Consider the following 21,212-nt stretch of genomic DNA (forward strand, 5'->3'; position numbering starts at 1 on the left):
CTTGTGGCTTGTGGCTTGCAGCTGCTGTTAGTTCAGATGTTCGACGCGGATCCGTACGACAGGACCCACAACGCCAGCCAAGGCTTCCAGGGCGGTGATCGCGTCGTTGATGTGCTGCTCCAGCACACGGTGGGTCAGCAGGATCATCGGCACCAGGCCGTCGTGTTCTTCGACTTCCTTCTGCATGATCGATTCGATGTTGATACCGCGTTCCGACAGGATGCTCGCGACTTGCGCCAGCACGCCCGGATGGTCCTTGGCCTGAATGCGCAGGTAGTAGGCGCTTTCGCAGGCTTCGATCGGCAGGATCGGGTGCGCCGACAGCGAATCCGGCTGGAAGGCCAGGTGCGGCACGCGGTTTTCCGGATCGGAAGTCATGGCGCGAACGACATCCACCAAGTCGGCAATGACCGACGAAGCCGTCGGTTCCATGCCGGCACCGGCACCGTAGAACAGGGTCGAGCCGGCAGCATCACCGTTGACCATGACCGCGTTCATCACGCCGTTGACGTTGGCGATCAACCGATCGGCCGGGATCAGCGTCGGGTGTACGCGCAGCTCAATACCGGCCGCGGTGCTGCGCGCCACGCCCAGGTGCTTGATGCGATAGCCCAGCGCTTCGGCATAGTTCACGTCAGCGGTGGTCAGCTTGGTGATGCCTTCGGTGTAGGCCTTGTCGAATTGCAGCGGGATACCGAAGGCGATGGACGCCAGGATCGTCAGCTTGTGCGCCGCGTCGATGCCTTCAACGTCGAAGGTCGGATCCGCTTCGGCATAACCCAGAGCTTGCGCCTCGGCCAGCACGTCTTCGAAGGTGCGACCCTTTTCGCGCATCTCGGTCAGGATAAAGTTACCGGTGCCGTTGATGATCCCGGCCACCCAGTTGATACGGTTGGCCGACAGGCCTTCGCGAATCGCCTTGATCACCGGGATGCCACCCGCCACGGCCGCTTCGAACGCAACGATCACGCCCTTTTCGCGAGCCTTGGCGAAAATTTCGTTACCGTGAACGGCGATAAGCGCCTTGTTCGCGGTGACCACATGCTTGCCATTCTCGATGGCCTTGAGTACCAGCTCACGGGCAACGGTGTAGCCGCCCATCAGCTCTATAACGATGTCGATCTCAGGGTTCGTGGCCACTTCGAAGACATCGTTGGTAATCGCAATACCGGTCGTTTGGAACTGAGGCTTTGGCGTGCGCATGGCAATTTGTGCCACTTCGATTCCACGCCCGGCACGACGAGCAATTTCCTCGGCGTTGCGCTGAAGTACGTTGAAGGTACCGCCACCGACGGTTCCTAACCCACAGATGCCTACTTTGACCGGTTTCACTGTGAACTCCCCATAAAACGGCCGACTCAAGGCCGGCCGTGAAAACAACCGCATGCTCGCGGCTCTCTATTGATGGCCCGGCGAATGCTGCTGCCGGACCATGATCGTCAATGGCTGACCGTGACGATGCGAATTTACTTCGCGCCCAACGCCAGTTTGGCGACTTGTGGCGCAGGCTGGTAGCCCGGAATGACCTGACCGTCGGCCAAAACGATGGCCGGCGTACCGTTCACGCCAATCGACTGGCCGAGGGCAAACTGTTTGGAAACCGGGTTATCGCACTTGGCGGCCTTGATTTCCTTGCCGTCGACCATCTTGTCCATGGCTGCTTTCTTGTCTTTCGAGCACCAAACCGCTTGCAACTGTTCGTCACCCGGCGAGCCCAGGCCCTGGCGCGGGAACGCAACATAACGCACCTCGATGCCGCGCTTGTTCAGCTCAGGCACTTCTGCGTGCAGTTTGTGGCAGTACGGGCAGGTCGTGTCGGTGAACACGGTGATGTGCGACTTGGTTTCGCCAATGGCCGGGTAAACCACGGTTTCAGCGACCGGAATCTCATTGATCAACTTAGAGATGCCAAGGCGCTCGGTCTTCTCGGTCAGGTTGACCGGTTTGCCATCCTTGAGCTGGAACAGGTAGCCCTGAACCACGTACTGGCCATCGGCACTGGCATACAGCACGCGGCTGCCCTTCAATTTGACTTCGTACAGGCCCGGCAGCGGGCTGGCGGTGATGCTTTCTACCGGCACTTCGAGCTGGAGGTTTTCCAGGCTTTTACGGATGGCTTTGTCGGCCGCGTCATCGGCGACGGCAAAGGTGCTGACCAACGCAATGGCGGCGGCAGCGAAAATCTGGGTCAGACGCATGAGAACTCCTGAAGGCGGACAAATGGGACGATCAGAACGCCCGTGCCGAAACACCGGGTCATAACCGCCCATCGTGCAAACCGACAAAGCCTACCACATAAGGCAACGGTGTCCGACTCCCGGTGATGCAAGGCTTTGGCGACTGCTTTATATGGGAGCGAGCTGGCTCGCGATAGCGGTCAGTCAGGCGCCATTAATGTTGGAGTTCAGGCCTCATCGCGAGCCAGCTCGCTCCCACAGGACTTACGCTAGCCTCTAGGGTGGTGCTTGGCGTGCAAGTCCTGCAACCGCGCCCGGGCAACATGGGTATAGATCTGGGTGGTCGACAAATCGCTGTGCCCCAGCAGCATCTGCACCACCCGTAGGTCGGCACCGTGGTTGAGCAAGTGTGTGGCGAAAGCATGTCGCAATGTGTGCGGCGACAGCGACTTGCCGATTCCCGCGACTTTCGCCTGATGCTTGATCCGATGCCAGAACGTTTGGCGGGTCATCTGCTCGCCGCGCTGACTGGGGAACAAGACATCGCTGGGACGCCCGCCAAGCAGCTCGCCACGCCCATCGCGCATGTAGCGCTCGACCCAGACAATCGCCTCCTCTCCCATCGGTACCAGTCGCTCCTTGCTGCCTTTGCCCATCACTCGCAAGACGCCCTGGCGCAGATTGACCTGCTCCAGCGTCAGGCTGATCAGTTCCGTTACCCGAAGGCCGCAGGCATAAAGCACTTCCAGCATGGCGCGGTCGCGCTGCCCGATGGCTTCGCTCAAATCAGGCGCCTTCAACAGTGCTTCTACATCGGCCTCCGACAAGGATTTGGGCAGCGGCCTGCCGAGCTGCGGCATATCGATGCGGAGTGTCGGGTCAACAGCGATCAGCTTTTCCCGCAGCAAATAGCGATAGAAGCCACGCACTCCGGAGAGAAATCGTGCGGTTGAACGGGGTTTGTAGTTTTGCTCCACACGCCAGGCCAAATGATCGAGGATCAACTCGCGTCCGGCGCTGACCAACTCCAGCCCCTTTTCCTGCAACCAGCCGTTGAACAGGGCCAGATCACTGCGATAGGCATCGCGGGTGTTATCGGAAAGCCCCTTCTCCAACCATAGTGCGTCGAGGAACTGGTCTATCAATGGATGTTCGATGGCAGGCATGGGCACTCAAAACACACGGCCTTGAAACGGCGCGTAAAAATTCAGGAGGACGGTAGAAACGGTCGCTAGTCTTTCATAGCCAGCCACTGCACGAAACAGGGAGCTTGAATGAGTGGACAGCAGATTGTATTGGCATTCTGGCCGGTCCCGTTTTGCACCGCTGCGCCTTCGCGCGCATCGCGCAAGGTTCTGTTGCAACCGGACAGTCGAGTGGACTCTGCTGACGTTGATTCAGCCCGAGGCAGGACAGGCTCGACAGCACGGGGATCTGCTCAAGCGTCGCTAAATCACAGGCAACAAAAAAGCAGCCCGTAGGCTGCTTTTTTTCTGCATCGGAAGCTGGACTTAAGCCAGTTTTTCCTTGATGCGAGCTGCTTTACCGGACAGGTCACGCAGGTAGTACAGCTTGGCTTTACGTACGTCACCGCGACGCTTAACGGCCATGCTGTCGATTTGCGGGCTGTAGGTCTGGAAAGTACGCTCTACGCCAACACCGTTGGAGATTTTACGAACGGTGAATGCACTGTTTACGCCGCGGTTACGCTTGGCGATAACAACGCCTTCGAACGCTTGCAGACGCGAACGGTCGCCTTCCTTCACTTTCACCTGAACGACAATGGTGTCGCCCGGGGCAAAGGTAGGGATCTCTTTGGTCATCTGCTCTGCTTCGAGTGCAAGGATGATTTTGTTAGTCATGCTGTGCTCCTAAGGTAAATCGTCGGATCTACCATCGATACGTTGTTAACTATCGTCCCGCTCGCGGATATATTCCTCGAGCAGCTTCTTCTCTTCTCCAGAAAGCGAGCGGCTTTCCAGAAGATCGGCGCGTCGTTCATAGGTCCGACCAAGGGACTGCTGTAAACGCCAACGCCGGATGTGCGCGTGATTGCCACTTAGCAATACGTCGGGAACACGCTGATCCGCATACACCTCCGGTCGGGTGTAGTGCGGGCAATCCAGCAAACCATCCGTAAAGGAATCTTCCTCGGCGGAGTCCGCATGCCCTAAAGCTCCAGGCAGCAGTCGTGTAACCGCATCGATCAGGACCATCGCCGGCAGCTCACCGCCAGACAGTACATAGTCGCCAATCGACCACTCTTCATCGACATGAGCTTCAATAAACCGCTCGTCAATGCCTTCATAGCGGCCGGCAATCAGGATCAATGCATCCAGATTCGCCAACTCGCGTACCGCCGACTGAGTCAGTTGACGGCCTTGGGGCGACAGGTAAATCACCTTCGCGCCCTCCCCGGCGGCGGCTTTGGCTTGAACCAGAGCGTCTTCCAGGGGCTTGATCTTCATCACCATGCCCGGACCACCGCCAAATGGGCGATCATCCACAGTGTGATGTCGATCCGTCGTGTAGTCTCGCGGATTCCAACAGGTGAGCTGCAAGAGCCCCTGTTTCACCGCACGACTGGTGATGCCGTACTCGCTGATGGCGGAGAACATCTCGGGAAACAAACTGATCACTTCTACGCGCAAGTTAGCCACGCTTAGAAATCCGCGTCCCAATCCACCTTCATCTCGCCCGCGGCCAGGTCGACGGCCAACACGCATTGCTCGGTATAGGGCAACAGGCGTTCGCGATCATCCAGGCTGCCAGCGCAAGGCTTGACCACCATTACATCATTCGAGCCGGTCTCGAGCAGGTGATCGATCTTCCCGAACAGTTGTCCGAGGGTGTCGATAACCTTGAGACCTTCCAGCTGGTACCAGTAGTACTCGCCGTCGGTCAGTTCAGGGAACAGGTTGCGCGGCACGCAGATCTCATAACCGGCCAGAAGACGAGCTTCTTCACGATCATCGAGACCCTTGAGCTTTGCGACCAGGAACTTGTCGTTCCCGCGTCCGCTGACCAGCTCTACCTGCTTTACATTGCCGTCACGCTTGAGCGTCCAGGTTTTGTAATCCAGCAGGTTCTTAATCGGATCAGTAAAGGAGTACACCTTCACTTCGCCGCGAACGCCGTGAACCGAGTAAATCTTGCCGATAACGATCAAATCATCAGCAACAGCTGGCGTCGCGTTCATATTGCTCAGGCCGCAGCCTTAGCAGATTCCTTCAACAACTGAGCAACGCGCTCAGAAGGTTGTGCACCAACGCTCAGCCAGTAGGCTACGCGCTCTTGGTTCACGGACAGACGGACTTCTTGACCACGAGCAACCGGGTTGAAGAAACCAACCTGTTCCTTGTGCGAACCGTCGCGCGGGTTGCGGCTGTCGGTTACGGTCAAGTGGTAAAACGGGCGCTTTTTGGAGCCGCCAAGGGCAAGACGGATTGTTAGCATGTGAACATCGTTCCTGTAGTCGGTGCTGCAAATCTAAATGCACAGCGGGCATGGGTGCCCGAAAGGCCGCATATTCTAAGGAATATCCGGACTTTTGCAAATGCCTTTTTCCGGCACCTATCAAAGTGCCATTCAGATCTGCCATAGAGCCGTCGTTAAAAACGGCCGGTCAGCTCCCGCCAAATGCGGGTTTGCTGGAGATCCCGCGTCCTTGCGGGGTCTGCGCCGGTGCGACGACCGGCGCGGATTCTTTACATTTTCGGCATGCCGCCGCCGGGCAACATACCGCCCATGCCGCGCATCATTTTGGCCATCCCGCCTTTCGCCGAGAATTTCTTCATCATCTTCTGCATCTGCTTGTGTTGCTTGATCAAGCGACCGATGTCCTGCACTTGCGTGCCGGAACCCATGGCGATACGACGCTTGCGCGAACCGCTGATCAGCTCAGGGTCACGGCGCTCGGCCGGGGTCATGGAGTTGATGATGGCTTCCATCTGCTTGAATTGCTTCTCTGCCGCGCTCTGGGCGTTGCCCATCTGCGCCAGGTTCACGCCGCCCATGTTCGGCAGCTTGTCCATGAGGCCGCCGAGGCCGCCCATGTTTTTCATCTGTTGCAGCTGATCACGGAAGTCTTCGAGGTCGAAACCCTTGCCCTTCTTCAGCTTCTTGGCCAGCTTGTCGGCCTTGTCCTTGTCGAGGGTCGCTTCTGCCTGTTCGATCAGGCTGAGCACGTCACCCATGCCGAGGATCCGCGAGGCGATACGCTCAGGGTGGAACGGATCGAGCGCTTCGCTCTTCTCGCCCATACCGATGAACTTGATCGGCTTGCCGGTGATGGCGCGCACCGAAAGGGCTGCACCGCCACGGGCGTCACCGTCGACCTTGGTCAGGATCACACCGGTCAACGGCAACGCATCACCGAAGGCCTTGGCCGTGTTGGCGGCATCCTGGCCGGTCATGGCGTCGACCACGAACAGGGTCTCGACCGGGTTGATCGCAGCATGCAGCGCCTTGATCTCGCCCATCATCTCTTCATCGATGTGCAGGCGACCGGCGGTATCGACGATCACCACGTCGATGAATTTGAGTTTCGCTTCTTTAATAGCTGCTTGCGCGATCGCGACCGGCTTCTGGCTCAGGTCGGAAGGAAAGAAGGTAACGCCGACTTCGCCCGCGAGCATTTCCAGCTGCTTGATCGCCGCTGGACGATATACGTCAGCGGACACGACCATGACCGACTTCTTCTTGCGCTCTTTAAGGAAGCGCGCGAGCTTGCCGGCGGTGGTAGTTTTACCAGCGCCCTGCAAACCGGCCATCAGGATCACGGCAGGCGGAACGGCGCTCAGGTTCAGGTCTTCGTTGGCTGCGCCCATCAGGCTTTCGAGTTCGGCCTGGACGATTTTCACGAAGGCCTGGCCCGGCGTCAGGCTGCGCGACACCTCGGTACCGACAGCGCGTTCCTTGACCGAGTTGACGAAGTCTTTGACCACCGGCAAGGCGACGTCGGCTTCGAGCAACGCCATGCGCACTTCACGCAGGGTGTCTTTGATGTTGTCCTCGGTCAGCTTGGCCTTGCCGGTGACATGGCGCAGCGTCTGCGAGAGACGGTCGGTTAAGTTTTCAAACATTGCGCGATCCTTTCAGGCCCTGTGTAGACCGGGATAGTGGCGGCCCGTACCGGACTAAAACGTGTACTCGGCGAGCCTGCGGCGTGGGCAGGTCGCGGATTATAGCGAAGACTGCGTCTGGCGGACACCTCGCACTTTCGTGCTGTGTGGGTTCTATGCCAAACTCATCGGCTTTCGGGCTTGCCTAACAGGACTTATGCTCCCTTTGTCACCCAGCTTGCTAACCACTCTCGCCGCCGCCTGCTTGTATGCCGCTGCGACTTTCTATCAGGGCACTCGCCTGGCCAACGGCGCCAAGGCGAACAAACGGCTGCTCGTCACGCTCGGCGTGCTGGCGGTACTGGCCCATGGCGCCAGCCTGGTCACTCACCTGCTGACGCCAATCGGCCTGGGGCTGGACTTTTTCAGCGCCGCCAGCCTGATTGCCGCGGCCGTCATAGCCCTGACCCTGCTCGCCTGCTCACGCATACCGGTGGAAAACCTGCTGGTGCTGTTGTTCCCACTGGGGGCCGCGACGGCGCTTCTGGCACAGTTTGCGCCCGCCGGTACCGTGCAGATCATTGACGAAGCACCGGGCATCCTCGCTCACATCCTGCTGTCGATCCTCGCCTATGGCATGTTTACCATTGCGGTGTTCCAGGCCTTGCTGTTGCTGATTCAGGACCATCAACTCAAGCACAAACACCCGTCGGGGCTGATCAAGAACTTCCCGCCGCTGCAAACCATGGAAAGCCTGCTGTTCGGCTTTCTCTGGGCCGGCTGGACCCTGCTGTCCCTGTCGCTGATCTCGGGCTGGCTGTTCGTCGAAAACCTGTTCGCCCAGCATCTGGTGCACAAAACCTTGCTGGCCTGCCTGGCCTGGATCGTCTTCAGCGTACTGCTCTGGGGCCGTAACCACCTCGGCTGGCGCGGACACAAGGCCATTCGCTGGACCCTTGCCGGTTTCTGCCTGCTGATGCTGGCGTATTTCGGCAGCAAGCTGGTTCGTGAATACATCCTGCACATCTGACGGGCGGCATAAATGGACGACTTGCCCATAGGGCCGATGCTCGCAGTAGTGGCCCTGTTGATTTTATGGTCGGGGCTGTTCACCGCCATTGAAGCCGCTCACCAGCATGTACTGGCCAAGCGCATCGCCTCACGTTCAAGCGACAAACCGCTGACCAGGCTGAGCTTTCCGCTCAACAGTCTGATCTTGTGCAACACCCTGTGCCGTACGCTGGTGGTGGTCATCTGTACATTGCTGGCCCTTTTCACCTGGGCCGAAAAGGGGCCGTGGGTCGCGTGCCTCGGCGCGACCGCCATCTTGCTGGTGTTCGCCGACTACCTGCCACGCGCCCTCGCCACCCGCCATCCGGATGCAATTCTGGTCCTGGGCAACAACCTGCTGCGCATTCCGCTGAAGATCATCTACCCGGCGGCATGGCTGCTCAACGCCACCAGCCAATTGCTGCTGAGACCGCTCGAGCGCAAAGCCAAAGTGGTGCAACAAAGCGAAGACGAACCACCGAAAGCCCAGTACGACGATCGCGAACCCGCCATCTGCCGCCCGCACTCGCTGCCGGGCATCCATGCGCTGGACAACATCACGGTCAACGACATTCTGGTGCCGCGCAGTGAAGTCGACGGGATCAACCTTGACGATCCGATCGAAGAAATCATCGAGCAACTGCGCCACAACAAGCGCACCCGCCTGCCGGTGTTCCACAGTGATATCAATCAGGTCGAAGCCGTACTCAACACCCGGCAAATCGGCCACCTGCTACCCGACGCGAGCCTGACCCTGGAAGCGCTGCTGGCTGCCAGTCGCGAACCGTACTTCGTGCCTGAAAGCACTCCCTTGCAACTGCAACTGCTGAATTTCCACAAACAGCAACGCCGCCTGGGCATGGTGGTCGACGAGTACGGCGAAGTGCTCGGCATCGTGACCCTGGAAGATATTCTCGAAGAAATCGTCGGCGAGTTCGAAAGCCAGCAAAGCCTGAACAACCCGCACATCCACCCTCAGGCCGATGGCCGCTTGGTGATCGACGGCGCAGCGTCAATTCGCGAACTGAACAAGAGCCTTGGCTGGCACCTGCCAAGCGATGGCCCGAAGACCTTGAACGGCCTGGTGACCGAAGCGCTGGAAACGATTCCCGAGAGCGCGGTATGCCTGAAGATCGGTCGGTACCGACTGGAAATTCTCGAAACCGAGGACAATCGGGTGACTCGGGTGCTGATCTGGCAGACTACCCCGATGCCGGTGGTTATTTAGGATTCAGCGCAACTTCCCCACAAAAAACTGCGAAAACCCGGCCACTTGTTAGATCGTTAGCCACCTTCCTATAATCGAGCCGCTTACCCAAGCCTCGCTACACCCGTGCTACCCGCACCCCGCTCCAAACCCACATCCCTGGGTATCAACCATAATAATTCGCTCCACTGGGGCACATGTCTGTCAGGGATAACCGCATGACGACCAGCACGACTTACAGCGAATCCACACCCGCGCAACCGACGAACTCCGCCACCCGCGTGGCCACGGCGAGTTTCATCGGCACCGCCATCGAGTTCTACGATTTCTACGTCTATGCCACCGCAGCCGCGCTGGTGATCGGCCCGGTCTTCTTTCCGCAAACATCTGGCACGGCGCAGATGCTTTCGGCCTTCCTCACATTCGGCATCGCATTCCTTGCCCGCCCCCTGGGTTCGGCGCTGTTCGGTCACTTCGGCGACCGTATCGGCCGAAAGTCCACTCTGGTGGCTTCCCTGCTCTTGATGGGGGTGTGCACCACGCTGATCGGCGTGCTGCCAGGTTACGACAGCATCGGGGCCTGGGCGCCGATCCTGCTCTGCGTGTTGCGCTTCGGCCAAGGCTTGGGGCTGGGCGGCGAATGGGGCGGCGCGGCCTTGCTGGCCACGGAAAACGCGCCCAAAGGCAAACGCGCGTGGTTCGGCATGTTTCCGCAACTCGGCCCTTCCATCGGCTTTCTGGCGGCGAACGGCCTGTTTCTGACGCTGGCCATGGGCCTGGACGACGAACAGTTCCGCTCCTGGGGCTGGCGAATTCCGTTTCTGCTCAGCGCCGTGCTGGTGATGGTCGGGCTGTATGTGCGCCTCAAGCTCCATGAAACACCGGTGTTCGCCAACGCCGTGGCGCGCCAGGAACGGGTGAAGATCCCGCTGGTCGAGCTGTTCAGCCAATACTGGCTGCCGGTTTTGCTGGGCGCCGGTTCGATGGTGGTGTGCTACGCGCTGTTTTATATCTCGACCGTGTTTTCGCTCAGTTATGGTGTGGCGACACTCGGCTACAGCCGCGAGACCTTCCTCGGCCTGCTGTGCTTCGCCGTGCTGTTCATGGCCGCCGCCACACCGCTCTCGGCCTGGGCCAGTGACCGCTTCGGGCGCAAACCGGTGCTGATCATCGGTGGCGTGCTGGCCATTCTGTCCGGGTTCTTGATGGAGCCTCTGCTGACCCAGGGTTCGACCTGGGGCGTAGCGCTGTTCCTGTGCATTGAACTGTTTCTGATGGGCGTGACCTTTGCGCCGATGGGCGCGCTGCTGCCGGAACTGTTTCCAACCCACGTGCGCTATACCGGCGCCTCCGCGGCCTACAACCTGGGCGGCATTGTCGGGGCTTCGGCCGCGCCGTTCTTCGCGCAGAAACTGGTGGCGATGGGCGGTTTGAGCTATGTCGGTGGATACGTGTCCGGGGCGGCGGTGTTGAGCTTGATTGCGGTGCTGTGCCTGAAAGAAACGCGCAATAACGATTTGAATCGTATCGACTGACAGACCGCTATCGCTGGCCAGCCAGCGCCCACAGGCTCAGTGTCGTACCACTCTATTGTGATCGACACCGGCCCTTGTGGGAGCTGGCTGGCCAGCGATGGCGTCCACACTGGCAACACACATCCCCCAATTTTCCCCCTCCCGCTGACACCTCGCTCTACGCGTAACAGTATATCCCCGCTATACTCTTCGGCTTTTCCTGAATAAATGCCAATAGGGTCCCGCCGCGCATGGATAAGACCTACCAGCCGCACGCCATTGAAACTTCCTGGTACAACACCTGGGAGTCAGAGAATTACTTCGCCCCGCAAGGCGCGGGCGAGTCCTACACCATCATGATCCCGCCGCCGAACGTCACCGGCAGCCTGCACATGGGTCACGGCTTCAACAACGCGATCATGGACGCCCTGATCCGTTTCCGCCGCATGCAGGGTCGCAACACCCTGTGGCAGCCGGGCACCGACCACGCCGGTATCGCCACGCAGATGCTGGTGGAGCGTCAACTCGAAGCCCAGGGCCAGAATCGTCACGATTTGGGCCGTGACAAATTCCTTGAGAAAGTCTGGGAATGGAAGGATCAGTCCGGCGGCAACATCAGCCGCCAGATCCGCCGCCTCGGCTCATCCGTCGACTGGAGCCGCGAACGCTTCACCATGGACGACGGCCTCTCGGAAGCCGTAAAAGAAGCGTTCGTGCGCCTGCATGAAGACGGCCTGATCTACCGCGGCAAGCGCCTGGTCAACTGGGACACCAAGCTGCACACGGCAATTTCCGATCTTGAAGTGGAAAACCACGACGAGAAAGGTTTCCTGTGGAACCTGAAGTACCCGCTGGCCGATGGCGCCAAGACCGCTGAGGGCAACGCTTTCCTGATCGTCGCGACCACCCGCCCGGAAACCATGCTCGGCGACTCCGCCGTCGCGGTTAACCCGAACGATGAGCGCTACAAAGCCCTGATCGGCAAATTTGTCGAGCTGCCGCTGGTTGGCCGCCGCATCCCGATCATCGCCGACGATTACTGCGATCCTGAATTCGGCACCGGCTGCGTGAAAATCACCCCGGCCCACGATTTCAACGACTACGAAGTCGGCAAGCGTCACAACCTGCCGCTGCTGAACATCTTCGACAAAAATGCCAGCGTCCTGCCAGCCGCCCAGGTGTTCAACCTCGACGGCACGCTGAACGAAAGCATCGACGGCAAGATCCCGGCCGAATACGCCGGTCTCGACCGTTTCGAAGCCCGCAAGCAGATCGTGGCCGCGTTCGAAGCCGCGGGCCTGCTGGTCAGCGTTGACGATCACGCCCTGAAAGTCCCGAAAGGCGACCGCTCCGGCACCATCATCGAGCCGTGGCTGACCGACCAGTGGTACGTATCCACCAAGCCTTTGGCCGAGCCTGCCATTGCCGCCGTCGAAGACGGCCGCATCCAGTTCGTGCCCAAGCAGTACGAAAACATGTACTTCTCCTGGATGCGTGACATTCAGGATTGGTGCATCAGCCGTCAGCTGTGGTGGGGCCACCGGATTCCGGCCTGGTACGACGAGTCGGGCAAGGTTTACGTTGGCCGCGACGAAGCCGAAGTGCGCGCCAAGCACCACCTCGGTCCGGATGTTGCACTGCAACAGGACAACGACGTTCTCGACACCTGGTTCAGTTCGGGCCTGTGGACGTTCTCGACACTCGGCTGGCCTGAGCAAACCGAATTCCTGAAGAAATTCCACTCCACCGACGTGCTGGTCACCGGCTTCGACATCATTTTCTTCTGGGTCGCCCGGATGATCATGCTGACGATGCACCTGATCAAGAACGAGGACGGCACGCCGCAGGTTCCGTTCAAGACTGTTTATGTGCACGGTCTGGTGCGTGATGGCCAGGGCCAGAAGATGTCCAAGTCCAAGGGCAACGTCCTTGACCCGCTGGACATCATCGACGGTATCGAGCTGGAAGAGCTGGTCAGCAAGCGCACCTCCGGCATGATGCAGCCAAAACTGGCGAAGAAGATCGAGAAGCAAACCCGCGAAGAGTTCGCCGAGGGCATCGCCAGCTATGGCACCGACGCCCTGCGTTTCACCTTCTGCTCGCTGGCATCCACCGGTCGCGACATCAAGTTCGACATGGGCCGCGTCGAAGGCTACCGCAACTTCTGCAACAAGATCTGGAACGCCGCGCGCTACGTGCTGGACAAGGGCGAAGACTGCGGCCAGAACGGCGAAGCCTATGAGCTGTCCCTGGCCGACCGTTGGATCATTTCGCAGCTGCAACGCACCGAAGCCGAAGTGACCCGTCAACTGGATCAGTTCCGTTTCGACCTCGCGGCGCAAGCGCTGTATGAGTTCATCTGGAACCAGTACTGCGACTGGTACCTGGAACTGTCCAAGCCTGTGCTGTGGGACGAGCACGCCCCGGTTGAACGTCAGCGCGGCACCCGTCGCACCCTGGTTCGCGTACTGGAAGTGGCCCTGCGCCTGGCCCATCCGTTCATGCCGTTCATCACCGAAGAAATCTGGCAGCGCATTGCGCCGCTGGCCGGCATCGAAGGCAAGACGATCATGCTGCAACCTTGGCCGGTGGCCAATGAAACACGCATCGATCAGGCCGCCGAAGATGACATCGAATGGCTCAAGGGCCTGATGCTCGGCACGCGTAACATCCGTGGCGAAATGAACATCGGCCCGGGCAAACCGCTGCCGCTGTTCCTGAAGAACGTCAGCGCCGAGGATCAGCGTCGTCTCACTGAAAACGAAGCGTTGCTGAAGAAACTGGCACGTCTCGAATCGATCACCGTTCTGGCTGCCGGCGAAGAAGCGCCATTGTCGGCGACCGCGCTGGTCGGCGAGATGGAAGTGCTGGTGCCGATGGCCGGCCTGATCGACAAAGGTGCGGAACTGGCGCGTCTGGACAAGGAAATCCAGCGCCTGCAAGGCGAAGTGCAACGGGTTGGCGGCAAGCTGTCCAACGCCGGCTTCGTCGACAAGGCACCGGCTGAAGTCATCGAGAAAGAACGCGCCAAACTAGCCGAAGCCGAACAGGCTCTGGGCAAGCTGGCGGAGCAACACGCGCGGATTGCCAGTCTGTAACGGCACATCGCAATGAAACAGGGAGGCCCGGGTGGCCTCCCTTTTTTATGCCGCCCCTTTCTCCCAAACACCCAAAAAATCGCTGTGGGCAAGCTTGCTCGCGATGAGTGCATCACATTCACCTTTGATATCGCTGACAGACCGCTATCGCGAGCAAGCTCGCTCCCACAGCGGGCTTGCGGTGACCCGCACAGTTGAGCTCACAACGGCCGGATGTGGGACAATACCCGCCACTTATAGCCACGCCCGAATCGACCACCCCCATGACCACCCCCCGCCCCCCCAAACCTGCGCGCCAAAAGCCTGATCCGACCAAGGCAGCCAAAGCCGTCGAGCCACGCGAGAAGGCCAGCCTGCATCCGCGCAATCGCCACCAGGGTCGCTATGACTTCCCGGCGCTGATCAAAACCACGCCGGAATTGAAGCAGTTCGTGATCACCAACCCATACGGCAAGGAAAGCATCGACTTCGCCAGCCCGGATGCGGTGCGCGTGTTCAATCGGGCACTGCTCAAGTCGTTCTACGGCATCGCCCATTGGGACATTCCAGCCGACTACCTGTGCCCGCCGGTGCCGGGACGTGCGGATTACGTGCACTTTCTGGCCGATCTGCTGGCCAGCGGCAATGATGGCGTGATCCCGCGTGGCGCGGCAGTGAAGGTGCTGGATATCGGCATGGGCGCCAACTGCGTGTATCCGCTGATTGGTCACAGCGATTACCGCTGGCAGTTCCTCGGCTCGGAGATCGACGCCACCGCCATCGCCGCCGCCAAAGCCATCATTCAGTCCAACGGCTTGAACAAAGCCATTCAGATCCGTCAGCAGAGCAACCCGAAACAGATCCTGCTGGGCCTGCTCGAAAGCGCCGAGCGTTTTGACCTGACTATGTGCAACCCGCCGTTCCATGCGTCTCTGGAGGAAGCGACCCGAGGCAGCACGCGTAAATGGCGCGCGCTGGGCAAGGCCGATCCGAAGCGCAAACTGCCGGTGCTGAATTTTGGCGGTCAGGCGGCAGAGTTGTGGTGTGAGGGTGGCGAGGCAAGGTTTGTCACGCAATTGATCAGCGAAAGCGCGCAGGTGGGGCAACAGGTGCTGTGGTTCAGCACATTGGTGTCGAAAGCCTCGAACCTGCCGGCGATCCAGACAACCCTGAAAAAGGCTGGCGTGCTGGAAAGCCAGGTGGTGGAAATGTCCCAGGGTCAGAAGCAGAGCCGGTTCGTCGCCTGGACGTTCCAGACCAAGGCGCAGCAACAGGCCTGGCGTCAGGCGCGCTGGGCCAAGGCTTCAACGGAGTAACCGAACATCGTTGCGACTTGCCTTGGAGCAAGTCGTTGTCGAGGACAAAAAAACCGTGCCCGAACTACTCCGGCGCACGGTCTTTTTAACAAGCCTTACTTGCTTACAGCATCAGCGCTTCACTGGCCTGACGATCTCTTTGAATGTACAGCCGCGCACTTCTTTGTTATCGCAGTAATACCGTGAATTCCACTCTTCCCACGATCCGCCGGTATCAATACTCGCGACAGTCCCTTCCCTTTTGAACTTCATGTCCACCGCGCCGCCTTTCTGCAGCCTATAACCACAGCGCTGGACCTCACCGATGACGGTCCCCTCCTCGACATCCTTGTGAGGCATGAATATCGCCAATTCGAATTCACCCACCGGCCCCTGGCCGCCTTGAGACACACCGTACCATTCGCCATCGCCGCTGGCCGTGGGCGCTTTGTAAATACCCGGGGCCAATTCCCTGATGTCTGAAGGGCTTGGGCAGTATTCCGTGACCTCTGCCCAGGCATGGCCAGACAACAGAATCGAAATGCACATCACCAACTGTTTAAGTTTCATAGAACGTCCCTGTAACTAACAACCAGAATTTAGTTTTTAGCTTTTACGCAAAGCCAAGCGCGAAACCCGATCGATACTACCGATCTACGGCACACACTCAACTATCAGTTCCGTAGGAAAGTTCACTTCATAGACCAAGAAAACTGACTTATTTAACTCACCCTGAAAAAACTGAAGCGACGCTTAACCAACAAGTCCATAAATTCATTACCAGAAACATTAAATGTGCGGGGATAAAACGTACTTCAGTGAAACAAACAAAGTGTTACATAGATCTACCTTGCGCAGATCATTCTGGCGGGCACAAAAAAACCGTGCCCGGATTGCTCCGGCGCACGGTTCTTTTAACAAGTCTTACTTGTTGACAGCGTCGGTCAGGCCTTTGGCCACAACCAGCTTGATCACTTTCTTGGCAGCGATTTCGATGGCAGCGCCAGTCGAAGGGTTACGGCCAGTACGGGCAGGACGCTCAGTCACTTTCAGCTTGCCGATACCTGGCAGAGTGATTTCGCCGCCGTTTTCCAGCTGATCGGCAACGATTTGGCCCAGTTGGTCCAGAGCGTTACGCGCGGTGGTTTTTGGCGCGTCGATAGCTTCAGCGATGTCGGCGATCAGTTGGTCTTTAGTAAGAGCCATTTAGTGTTCCTTCCCTATCAAATTCATATGGATTGCAGAGTGCAGTGTCAGCCATCGAGCCCGATCTTCTGGATCTGGCACCCTCGGCCAAATAACCACGGGATCGGGGTTATAGATACCGAAATCAGGGTTTGGTTCGACCTGACAAATGCTGAATGCACGCTTAACGCAGTGACGTCGCGTAAGACGGGGCAAAACTAGCACAGAGACGGGGAAATATCCGCCTCCAGCTACCCATTTGGTCAGCTTTATTGCTCTAAAACGGGAAAAAATCGCATATGTGCCGCCAGCCACCCTGGAATTGACCTTCGCACCGCGCCAAAACCAGTGGTTGCGGTACACTGAGCGCTTTTTCGGGGGAGCACGCCCTCCTCTCTTCAATCAGCCGAGAAACCCATGCCGATCCGTCATTGCATCGTCCACCTGATCGACAAAAAACCCGACGGCACACCTGCAGTTCTCCACGCTCGCGAATCGGAACTGGCCGAGTCCGCAGCCATCGAGAACATGCTCGCCGACCTCAATGAAAGCTATAACGCCAAACAGGGCAAAGCCTGGGGGCTGTTTCATCCGGAGTCCGGGGCCTTTCCTTTCAGCGGCTGGCTGAAGGAATACCTCGATGGCAGCAGGGACTTCACGGCGTTCAGCCGCGTGGCGGTGGAACACCTGCAAAAACTGATGGAGGAATCCAACCTCTCGGTCGGCGGCCACGTATTGTTCGCGCACTACCAGCAAGGCATGACCGACTATCTGGCCATTGCCCTGCTGCACCACAGCGAAGGCGTCGCAGTGACCGATCAACTGGACGTGACCCCGTCCCGTCACCTGGACCTGGGCCAAATGCATCTGGCGGCGCGGATCAACGTGTCCGAGTGGCAGAACAACAAGCAGTCCAAACAGTACATTTCGTTCATCAAAGGCAAGAACGGCAAAAAGGTTTCGGAGTATTTCCGCGACTTCATCGGCTGCCAGGAAGGCGTCGACGGGCCGGGCGAAACCCGCACGCTGCTCAAGGCATTCAGTGACTTCGTCGAAAGCGAAGACCTGCCAGAAGACTCCGCCCGCGAAAAAACCAAGACCCTGGTGGATTACGCCAGCAGCCAGGCCAAACTGGGCGAGCCCATGGGCCTGGAAGAGTTGTCGGAGCTAATCGACGAAGAACGCCCTAAAGCTTTCTACGACCACATTCGCAACAAGGATTACGGCCTGTCGCCGGAAATCCCGGCCGATAAACGCACCCTGAACCAGTTCCGCCGCTTCACCGGTCGCGCCGAAGGCCTGTCGATCAGTTTCGAGGCGCACTTGCTGGGCTCAAAGATCGAGTATGACGAAGAGGCCGGTACGCTGATCATCAAGGGCCTGCCCACTTCGCTCACCGACCAGCTCAAGCGACGCAACTGATGCTGGGCAGGGTGTTGAAGAAATGCCTGCTGATCCTGCTGGTGGTCGTGGTCTACCAGAACTGGGGCAAGATCGAGCGCCTGATGGACCCGACCCGGTTGGTGTCCGAGCAGATGCAGCTCAAAGCCAATGTCGTGATCTACAGCACTGACTGGTGCGGCTACTGCAAACAGACCCGGCGCTTTCTCGATCAAAGGAACATTCCGTACAAGGAATTCGATATCGAAAAGGATGCGGTGGCGCGCAAGGACTATGAAGCGCTGGGCGGCGGCGGGATTCCGATCATCAATGTGAACGGAACGCTGATTCGCAAATATGACCCGGATGCCATTCTGGCCGCATTGAAGTAACCCTGCAGGAGCGAGCAAGCGCGCTCCTGCAGGGACTGTCAGGCCGCTTCGATCCGGAAACCGAACCGCGGAAAGTGCACATGCACCAGACCGCCACGCTCGTCTTCGCGACGAAGAATCAATTCCTCTCGGCCGGCAAACAACAACTCACCCGCCACCGGATCGACGCCATAGTCGGTTGCTGCGATCACCACCGGCTGGCCCGCCTTGAAACCATTCGGTTCATCGAACTGCTCGTCCGGCAATGCGGCCGGCGTGGAAGCCCGCGCCACTTGCAACGCCTCTTCGGCGGTCATCTCGTTCGAGGCGCCATGGCCGAACCCCAACACACGGGCATGCCATGCGGCCACCGCCGGATAGTTATCCACAAGCGCAGACGTCACCGGCGTCGCCTTGAGAAACCATAACGAATGCGCCAGGGCGAAGTCGGCAATCGACGGTTCGCCGAACAGGTAATCCCCCTCCTCGCGCTGCAGCTGTTGTTCCAGCCGCGACATGATCGTCGGCCATTGATGCCTGGCCTGCTCCGCCGACAGGCGCGTGGCGCTGCCGCCGCTGAACAGCCCGGCGCGGTCGGCGATAAAGGCCTTGATCGCTTCTGGCGACAAATTGCCGAAGCGCACCGCCATCGATTCCGGCTGGAACACCAGGCTGACCGCATGCTGGAACACCACCGAATCGGCCCAGCTGGCGAAGCTGGCGGTGATCATTTCCTGGCCTTCCGGGAAGAACGCCGGCAGGGCTTTTTCCTGCTCCAGACGACGGGCGATCAACGAAGTGTCGCAATAAATATCCGCGCCGATTTGCAGCACCGGGGTCTTGCGATAGCCACCGGTCAACGCGGTCAGGTCGGGTTTGGGCATCACCGGTGAGATCTTCACCGAGCGCCAGGACAATCCCTTGAAGCCCAGCAGCAAACGCGCCTTTTCGGCAAATGGGGACGTCGGGTAATGATGCAGGATCAACTCGGACATGCTCGGCTCCGCCGCACGAATAGGAATTCGCAGCTTAGCGCGCAATCGGTTAGCGGCCTACAGATCTGCCTGATGGGAACTGATCAGTCAGAGTGATAAGCCCGCGTTCGCGCTGGCCACCAGGCATTCCTTGGCGCTTTTCTTGAGCTTCTTGATCAGGCGCTCCTGCCGCAGCGCTTCGCTTTTATCACGACAGGCTTCGGTGTAGACCAGTGCCATGGCCGGGCTGGAAAGAAAGAAGCGTGCCCCTTTGCCGCTTTGATGCTTGGCAAATCGGCGCACGGGATCGTCGCTGATCCCGCAGTAGAGCGAACCATTGGCCGCGCGCACGAGATAGACGAACCAGGGTTTGCTCACCGCGGTGGCGGCGTCGACAGGGCTTTCGCTGGGGGCGTTCACTTAACGATCAGTGCTTGAAGGGGACAAACCGCGATCTTATCAGCGGCTGGCCTGGAATGCCTTCAAACCCTTCAAGGCCTGAGCACGAACAGCGTTGCTCACCAACGGCGTCCAACCGAGCAGCAGGCCTTTGAAACCCAGTGCCTGACGCGACCACTTCCACAGATCGAAGCTGTCGTGATGCTCGCAAATCTTGCCGTCACGGAAAACGAAACGCGCCTGGATGTCATTGACCACGATGTTGCCGGTCTGACTGAACAGATAGGTCGCCACCCAATGGGCAGCGCCCGTGCGCTCATCGGCGCGGACGTTATCGAAACTCAGGGAGAAATCCTTGGCCCGGGTCGTCAGCATGCGCCACATATCGCTGGCATCGCGGCCGTGAAGCTCACCAAACGCCGGATCGCTGAACACCACGTCATCGGTATAGCAGGCAGCCATGGCCTCGGCATCCAGACGCTGGAAGGCCTGGTAGAACCGGGTGATCAATGCGCTGTGGATATCACTCATGGGCAGGCTCCCTGTTGTTGCGAAATATGATCGAAAGATGGCCTGCACAATAATCTGCAAATGTGCCGAACACTATGGGCATTCGCCACGAGAATACCGGGACAGCTCGTACGCTGAGCGCCTAGGTCGACATTCCGCTGTCGCGGGCGTAGGAAAAAAGTTCGACATCCGTGGAAATACCCAAGCGGTGCATGGCCATGTTTTTTTGTTTACTGATGGTCGACACACTGCGCTGGAAGTGATTGGCGATTTCGCTGACGGTCATGCCACTGGCCAGCATCCGCACCACCTCGTGCTCTTTGGCCGACAACGGCAACTCGCTCATCTGACTGCCCGTGTCAGCCAGCAGTATTCGCAACGACTCGCTGATGTAGCGTCGCCCCCCACCCACCGCGTTGATCCCCAGGGGCAGTTCGGTCTCCGCGGCGGATTTGGCAACGATGGCCCGTACCCCCTGAGCCAGCGCCGCCCTCGCCGTGGCGACGCTGGTAAACATCGTCAGCACAATGACCGGCAATGCCGGATGGTCGCGCCGAATCGTACTCAACATTTTCAAACCATCGGCCTGCCGCCCTCCCGGCATGGAGAAGTCGGTGATCAACAGATCGCACGGTGTGCTCGAAAGAATGCGCATCAGGCTATCGGTACCCTCAGCCTCTGCAACGACTACGCATCGCCTGGTGGCATTGATCAACATCCGCAACCCGATGCGGACGACGCAGTGGTCGTCAGCAATTACGACTCGCATTGTGGGAGGTCTCCTGCTTGTGATTAAAGGGCGCGGAAATTAACGCCGTTTTCTCCCTCCCACAATGCCTCGCCAAAAGCCGAAAACTGGCTTAGTCAACGTTTCAAGGGTCAATGTTTTTTACCCTACGAACATTCAGATTATTCACACATCGCACAACGCAAAAACCTACAGCAGTGAGCTACCAGCGATCGGTGCATCGTCATCGCCCAATAAAATTTCTCATACACAGAGCAATCGC

General features: G+C 58.8%; 21 protein-coding genes. 7 read left to right on the top strand and 14 right to left on the bottom strand.

Annotated features, from left to right (window positions below; genetic code table 11):
* Window positions 1-27: 27 nt before the first annotated feature.
* The 8 genes from BLV61_RS10785 to ffh all read right to left on the bottom strand — a co-directional run bounded on the left by BLV61_RS10785 (window position 28) and on the right by ffh (window position 7,261).
* Window positions 28-1,332 carry a homoserine dehydrogenase gene (locus BLV61_RS10785; protein ID WP_047539052.1) on the bottom strand — a complete coding sequence of 435 codons (1,305 nt, stop codon included), beginning with the start codon at window positions 1,330-1,332 and terminating at the stop codon, window positions 28-30.
* A 134-nt stretch (window positions 1,333-1,466) separates the two neighbouring features.
* Window positions 1,467-2,198, bottom strand: a complete 732-nt coding sequence (gene dsbC, locus BLV61_RS10790) for a bifunctional protein-disulfide isomerase/oxidoreductase DsbC (protein ID WP_047532736.1) — start codon at window positions 2,196-2,198, stop codon at window positions 1,467-1,469.
* A 248-nt stretch (window positions 2,199-2,446) separates the two neighbouring features.
* Window positions 2,447-3,343: a site-specific tyrosine recombinase XerD gene (xerD, locus tag BLV61_RS10795; protein ID WP_047532738.1), complete on the bottom strand. Its 897-nt coding sequence runs from the start codon at window positions 3,341-3,343 to the stop codon at window positions 2,447-2,449.
* Window positions 3,344-3,688: 345 nt separating this feature from the next.
* Window positions 3,689-4,039 carry a 50S ribosomal protein L19 gene (gene rplS, locus BLV61_RS10800; RefSeq protein WP_003175895.1) on the bottom strand — a complete coding sequence of 117 codons (351 nt, stop codon included), beginning with the start codon at window positions 4,037-4,039 and terminating at the stop codon, window positions 3,689-3,691.
* Window positions 4,040-4,084: 45 nt separating this feature from the next.
* Window positions 4,085-4,837, bottom strand: a complete 753-nt coding sequence (trmD, locus tag BLV61_RS10805) for a tRNA (guanosine(37)-N1)-methyltransferase TrmD (RefSeq protein WP_047532757.1) — start codon at window positions 4,835-4,837, stop codon at window positions 4,085-4,087.
* A gap of 2 nt (window positions 4,838-4,839) precedes the next feature.
* The gene (gene rimM / locus BLV61_RS10810; RefSeq protein ID WP_007972729.1) at window positions 4,840-5,376 is read right to left on the bottom strand and encodes a ribosome maturation factor RimM; all 537 of its coding nucleotides are present in this window, start codon (window positions 5,374-5,376) and stop codon (window positions 4,840-4,842) included.
* A 5-nt stretch (window positions 5,377-5,381) separates the two neighbouring features.
* Window positions 5,382-5,633 (bottom strand): 30S ribosomal protein S16, encoded by a 252-nt coding sequence (gene rpsP / locus BLV61_RS10815; protein ID WP_003198088.1) that lies wholly within the window; start codon window positions 5,631-5,633, stop codon window positions 5,382-5,384.
* Between the two features lie 251 nt (window positions 5,634-5,884).
* Window positions 5,885-7,261, bottom strand: a complete 1,377-nt coding sequence (gene ffh / locus BLV61_RS10820) for a signal recognition particle protein (protein WP_008057801.1) — start codon at window positions 7,259-7,261, stop codon at window positions 5,885-5,887.
* A 196-nt stretch (window positions 7,262-7,457) separates the two neighbouring features.
* Between ffh and BLV61_RS10825 the strand changes: the two genes are divergently transcribed.
* The 5 genes from BLV61_RS10825 to rlmF all read left to right on the top strand — a co-directional run bounded on the left by BLV61_RS10825 (window position 7,458) and on the right by rlmF (window position 15,404).
* A complete protein-coding gene (locus BLV61_RS10825; RefSeq protein ID WP_090464804.1) occupies window positions 7,458-8,270 on the top strand; it encodes a cytochrome C assembly family protein in 813 nt (270 codons plus the stop codon).
* Between the two features lie 12 nt (window positions 8,271-8,282).
* Entirely contained in the window at window positions 8,283-9,518 is a 1,236-nt protein-coding gene (locus BLV61_RS10830; protein WP_090464807.1) for a transporter associated domain-containing protein, read from the top strand.
* A 197-nt stretch (window positions 9,519-9,715) separates the two neighbouring features.
* A complete protein-coding gene (locus tag BLV61_RS10835; RefSeq protein WP_090464810.1) occupies window positions 9,716-11,032 on the top strand; it encodes an MFS transporter in 1,317 nt (438 codons plus the stop codon).
* A 230-nt stretch (window positions 11,033-11,262) separates the two neighbouring features.
* Window positions 11,263-14,109 (top strand): valine--tRNA ligase, encoded by a 2,847-nt coding sequence (locus tag BLV61_RS10840; RefSeq protein ID WP_090464813.1) that lies wholly within the window; start codon window positions 11,263-11,265, stop codon window positions 14,107-14,109.
* Between the two features lie 263 nt (window positions 14,110-14,372).
* On the top strand, window positions 14,373-15,404 hold the full coding sequence (gene rlmF / locus BLV61_RS10845; protein ID WP_090464816.1) for a 23S rRNA (adenine(1618)-N(6))-methyltransferase RlmF: 1,032 nt from the start codon (window positions 14,373-14,375) through the stop codon (window positions 15,402-15,404).
* Between the two features lie 111 nt (window positions 15,405-15,515).
* Here the strand turns inward: rlmF and BLV61_RS10850 are convergent, their stop codons facing one another.
* Together BLV61_RS10850 and BLV61_RS10855 are read right to left on the bottom strand one after the other, a co-directional pair.
* Entirely contained in the window at window positions 15,516-15,953 is a 438-nt protein-coding gene (locus BLV61_RS10850; protein WP_090464819.1) for a DUF3757 domain-containing protein, read from the bottom strand.
* A gap of 354 nt (window positions 15,954-16,307) precedes the next feature.
* Complete coding sequence (locus BLV61_RS10855; RefSeq protein WP_007905514.1) at window positions 16,308-16,589, bottom strand: HU family DNA-binding protein; 282 nt, start codon at window positions 16,587-16,589, stop codon at window positions 16,308-16,310.
* Window positions 16,590-16,985: 396 nt separating this feature from the next.
* Here BLV61_RS10855 and yejK point away from each other — a divergent pair, with 396 nt between their 5' ends.
* Window positions 16,986-17,990 carry a nucleoid-associated protein YejK gene (gene yejK, locus BLV61_RS10860; protein WP_090464821.1) on the top strand — a complete coding sequence of 335 codons (1,005 nt, stop codon included), beginning with the start codon at window positions 16,986-16,988 and terminating at the stop codon, window positions 17,988-17,990.
* Entirely contained in the window at window positions 17,990-18,340 is a 351-nt protein-coding gene (locus tag BLV61_RS10865; RefSeq protein ID WP_090464824.1) for a glutaredoxin family protein, read from the top strand. Before yejK ends, BLV61_RS10865 begins: the two co-directional genes overlap by 1 nt.
* A 38-nt stretch (window positions 18,341-18,378) precedes the next feature.
* On the opposite strand, the gene BLV61_RS10870 is transcribed toward BLV61_RS10865, so the two are convergent.
* From BLV61_RS10870 to BLV61_RS10885, 4 genes are all read right to left on the bottom strand, one after another.
* Entirely contained in the window at window positions 18,379-19,314 is a 936-nt protein-coding gene (locus tag BLV61_RS10870) for a glutathione S-transferase family protein (protein ID WP_090464826.1), read from the bottom strand.
* A gap of 87 nt (window positions 19,315-19,401) precedes the next feature.
* The gene (locus tag BLV61_RS10875) at window positions 19,402-19,713 is read right to left on the bottom strand and encodes a GIY-YIG nuclease family protein (RefSeq protein WP_047532785.1); all 312 of its coding nucleotides are present in this window, start codon (window positions 19,711-19,713) and stop codon (window positions 19,402-19,404) included.
* 39 nt (window positions 19,714-19,752) lie between these two features.
* Window positions 19,753-20,223 (bottom strand): nuclear transport factor 2 family protein, encoded by a 471-nt coding sequence (locus BLV61_RS10880; RefSeq protein WP_047532787.1) that lies wholly within the window; start codon window positions 20,221-20,223, stop codon window positions 19,753-19,755.
* A 121-nt stretch (window positions 20,224-20,344) separates the two neighbouring features.
* A complete protein-coding gene (locus BLV61_RS10885) occupies window positions 20,345-20,971 on the bottom strand; it encodes a response regulator (RefSeq protein WP_090464829.1) in 627 nt (208 codons plus the stop codon).
* Window positions 20,972-21,212 lie beyond the last annotated feature (241 nt).

The organism is Pseudomonas mohnii (assembly GCF_900105115.1).
In the GTDB taxonomy this organism is placed as follows: domain Bacteria; phylum Pseudomonadota; class Gammaproteobacteria; order Pseudomonadales; family Pseudomonadaceae; genus Aquipseudomonas; species Aquipseudomonas mohnii.

Excerpts from the sequence above, each read along its gene's own strand:
- BLV61_RS10885 (WP_090464829.1), bottom strand. The coding sequence starts at position 20,971 with ATGCGAGTCGTAATTGCTGACGACCACTGCGTCGTCCGCATCGGGTTG.
- rpsP (WP_003198088.1), bottom strand. The coding sequence starts at position 5,633 with ATGCTAACAATCCGTCTTGCCCTTGGCGGCTCCAAAAAGCGCCCGTTT.
- dsbC (WP_047532736.1), bottom strand. The coding sequence starts at position 2,198 with ATGCGTCTGACCCAGATTTTCGCTGCCGCCGCCATTGCGTTGGTCAGC.
- BLV61_RS10825 (WP_090464804.1), top strand. The coding sequence starts at position 7,458 with ATGCTCCCTTTGTCACCCAGCTTGCTAACCACTCTCGCCGCCGCCTGC.
- BLV61_RS10855 (WP_007905514.1), bottom strand. The coding sequence starts at position 16,589 with ATGGCTCTTACTAAAGACCAACTGATCGCCGACATCGCTGAAGCTATC.
- rplS (WP_003175895.1), bottom strand. The coding sequence starts at position 4,039 with ATGACTAACAAAATCATCCTTGCACTCGAAGCAGAGCAGATGACCAAA.
- yejK (WP_090464821.1), top strand. The coding sequence starts at position 16,986 with ATGCCGATCCGTCATTGCATCGTCCACCTGATCGACAAAAAACCCGAC.
- BLV61_RS10880 (WP_047532787.1), bottom strand. The coding sequence starts at position 20,223 with ATGAGTGATATCCACAGCGCATTGATCACCCGGTTCTACCAGGCCTTC.
- rimM (WP_007972729.1), bottom strand. The coding sequence starts at position 5,376 with ATGAACGCGACGCCAGCTGTTGCTGATGATTTGATCGTTATCGGCAAG.
- BLV61_RS10835 (WP_090464810.1), top strand. The coding sequence starts at position 9,716 with ATGACGACCAGCACGACTTACAGCGAATCCACACCCGCGCAACCGACG.
- BLV61_RS10850 (WP_090464819.1), bottom strand. The coding sequence starts at position 15,953 with ATGAAACTTAAACAGTTGGTGATGTGCATTTCGATTCTGTTGTCTGGC.
- rlmF (WP_090464816.1), top strand. The coding sequence starts at position 14,373 with ATGACCACCCCCCGCCCCCCCAAACCTGCGCGCCAAAAGCCTGATCCG.
- xerD (WP_047532738.1), bottom strand. The coding sequence starts at position 3,343 with ATGCCTGCCATCGAACATCCATTGATAGACCAGTTCCTCGACGCACTA.
- ffh (WP_008057801.1), bottom strand. The coding sequence starts at position 7,261 with ATGTTTGAAAACTTAACCGACCGTCTCTCGCAGACGCTGCGCCATGTC.
- BLV61_RS10840 (WP_090464813.1), top strand. The coding sequence starts at position 11,263 with ATGGATAAGACCTACCAGCCGCACGCCATTGAAACTTCCTGGTACAAC.
- BLV61_RS10870 (WP_090464826.1), bottom strand. The coding sequence starts at position 19,314 with ATGTCCGAGTTGATCCTGCATCATTACCCGACGTCCCCATTTGCCGAA.
- BLV61_RS10830 (WP_090464807.1), top strand. The coding sequence starts at position 8,283 with ATGGACGACTTGCCCATAGGGCCGATGCTCGCAGTAGTGGCCCTGTTG.
- BLV61_RS10865 (WP_090464824.1), top strand. The coding sequence starts at position 17,990 with ATGCTGGGCAGGGTGTTGAAGAAATGCCTGCTGATCCTGCTGGTGGTC.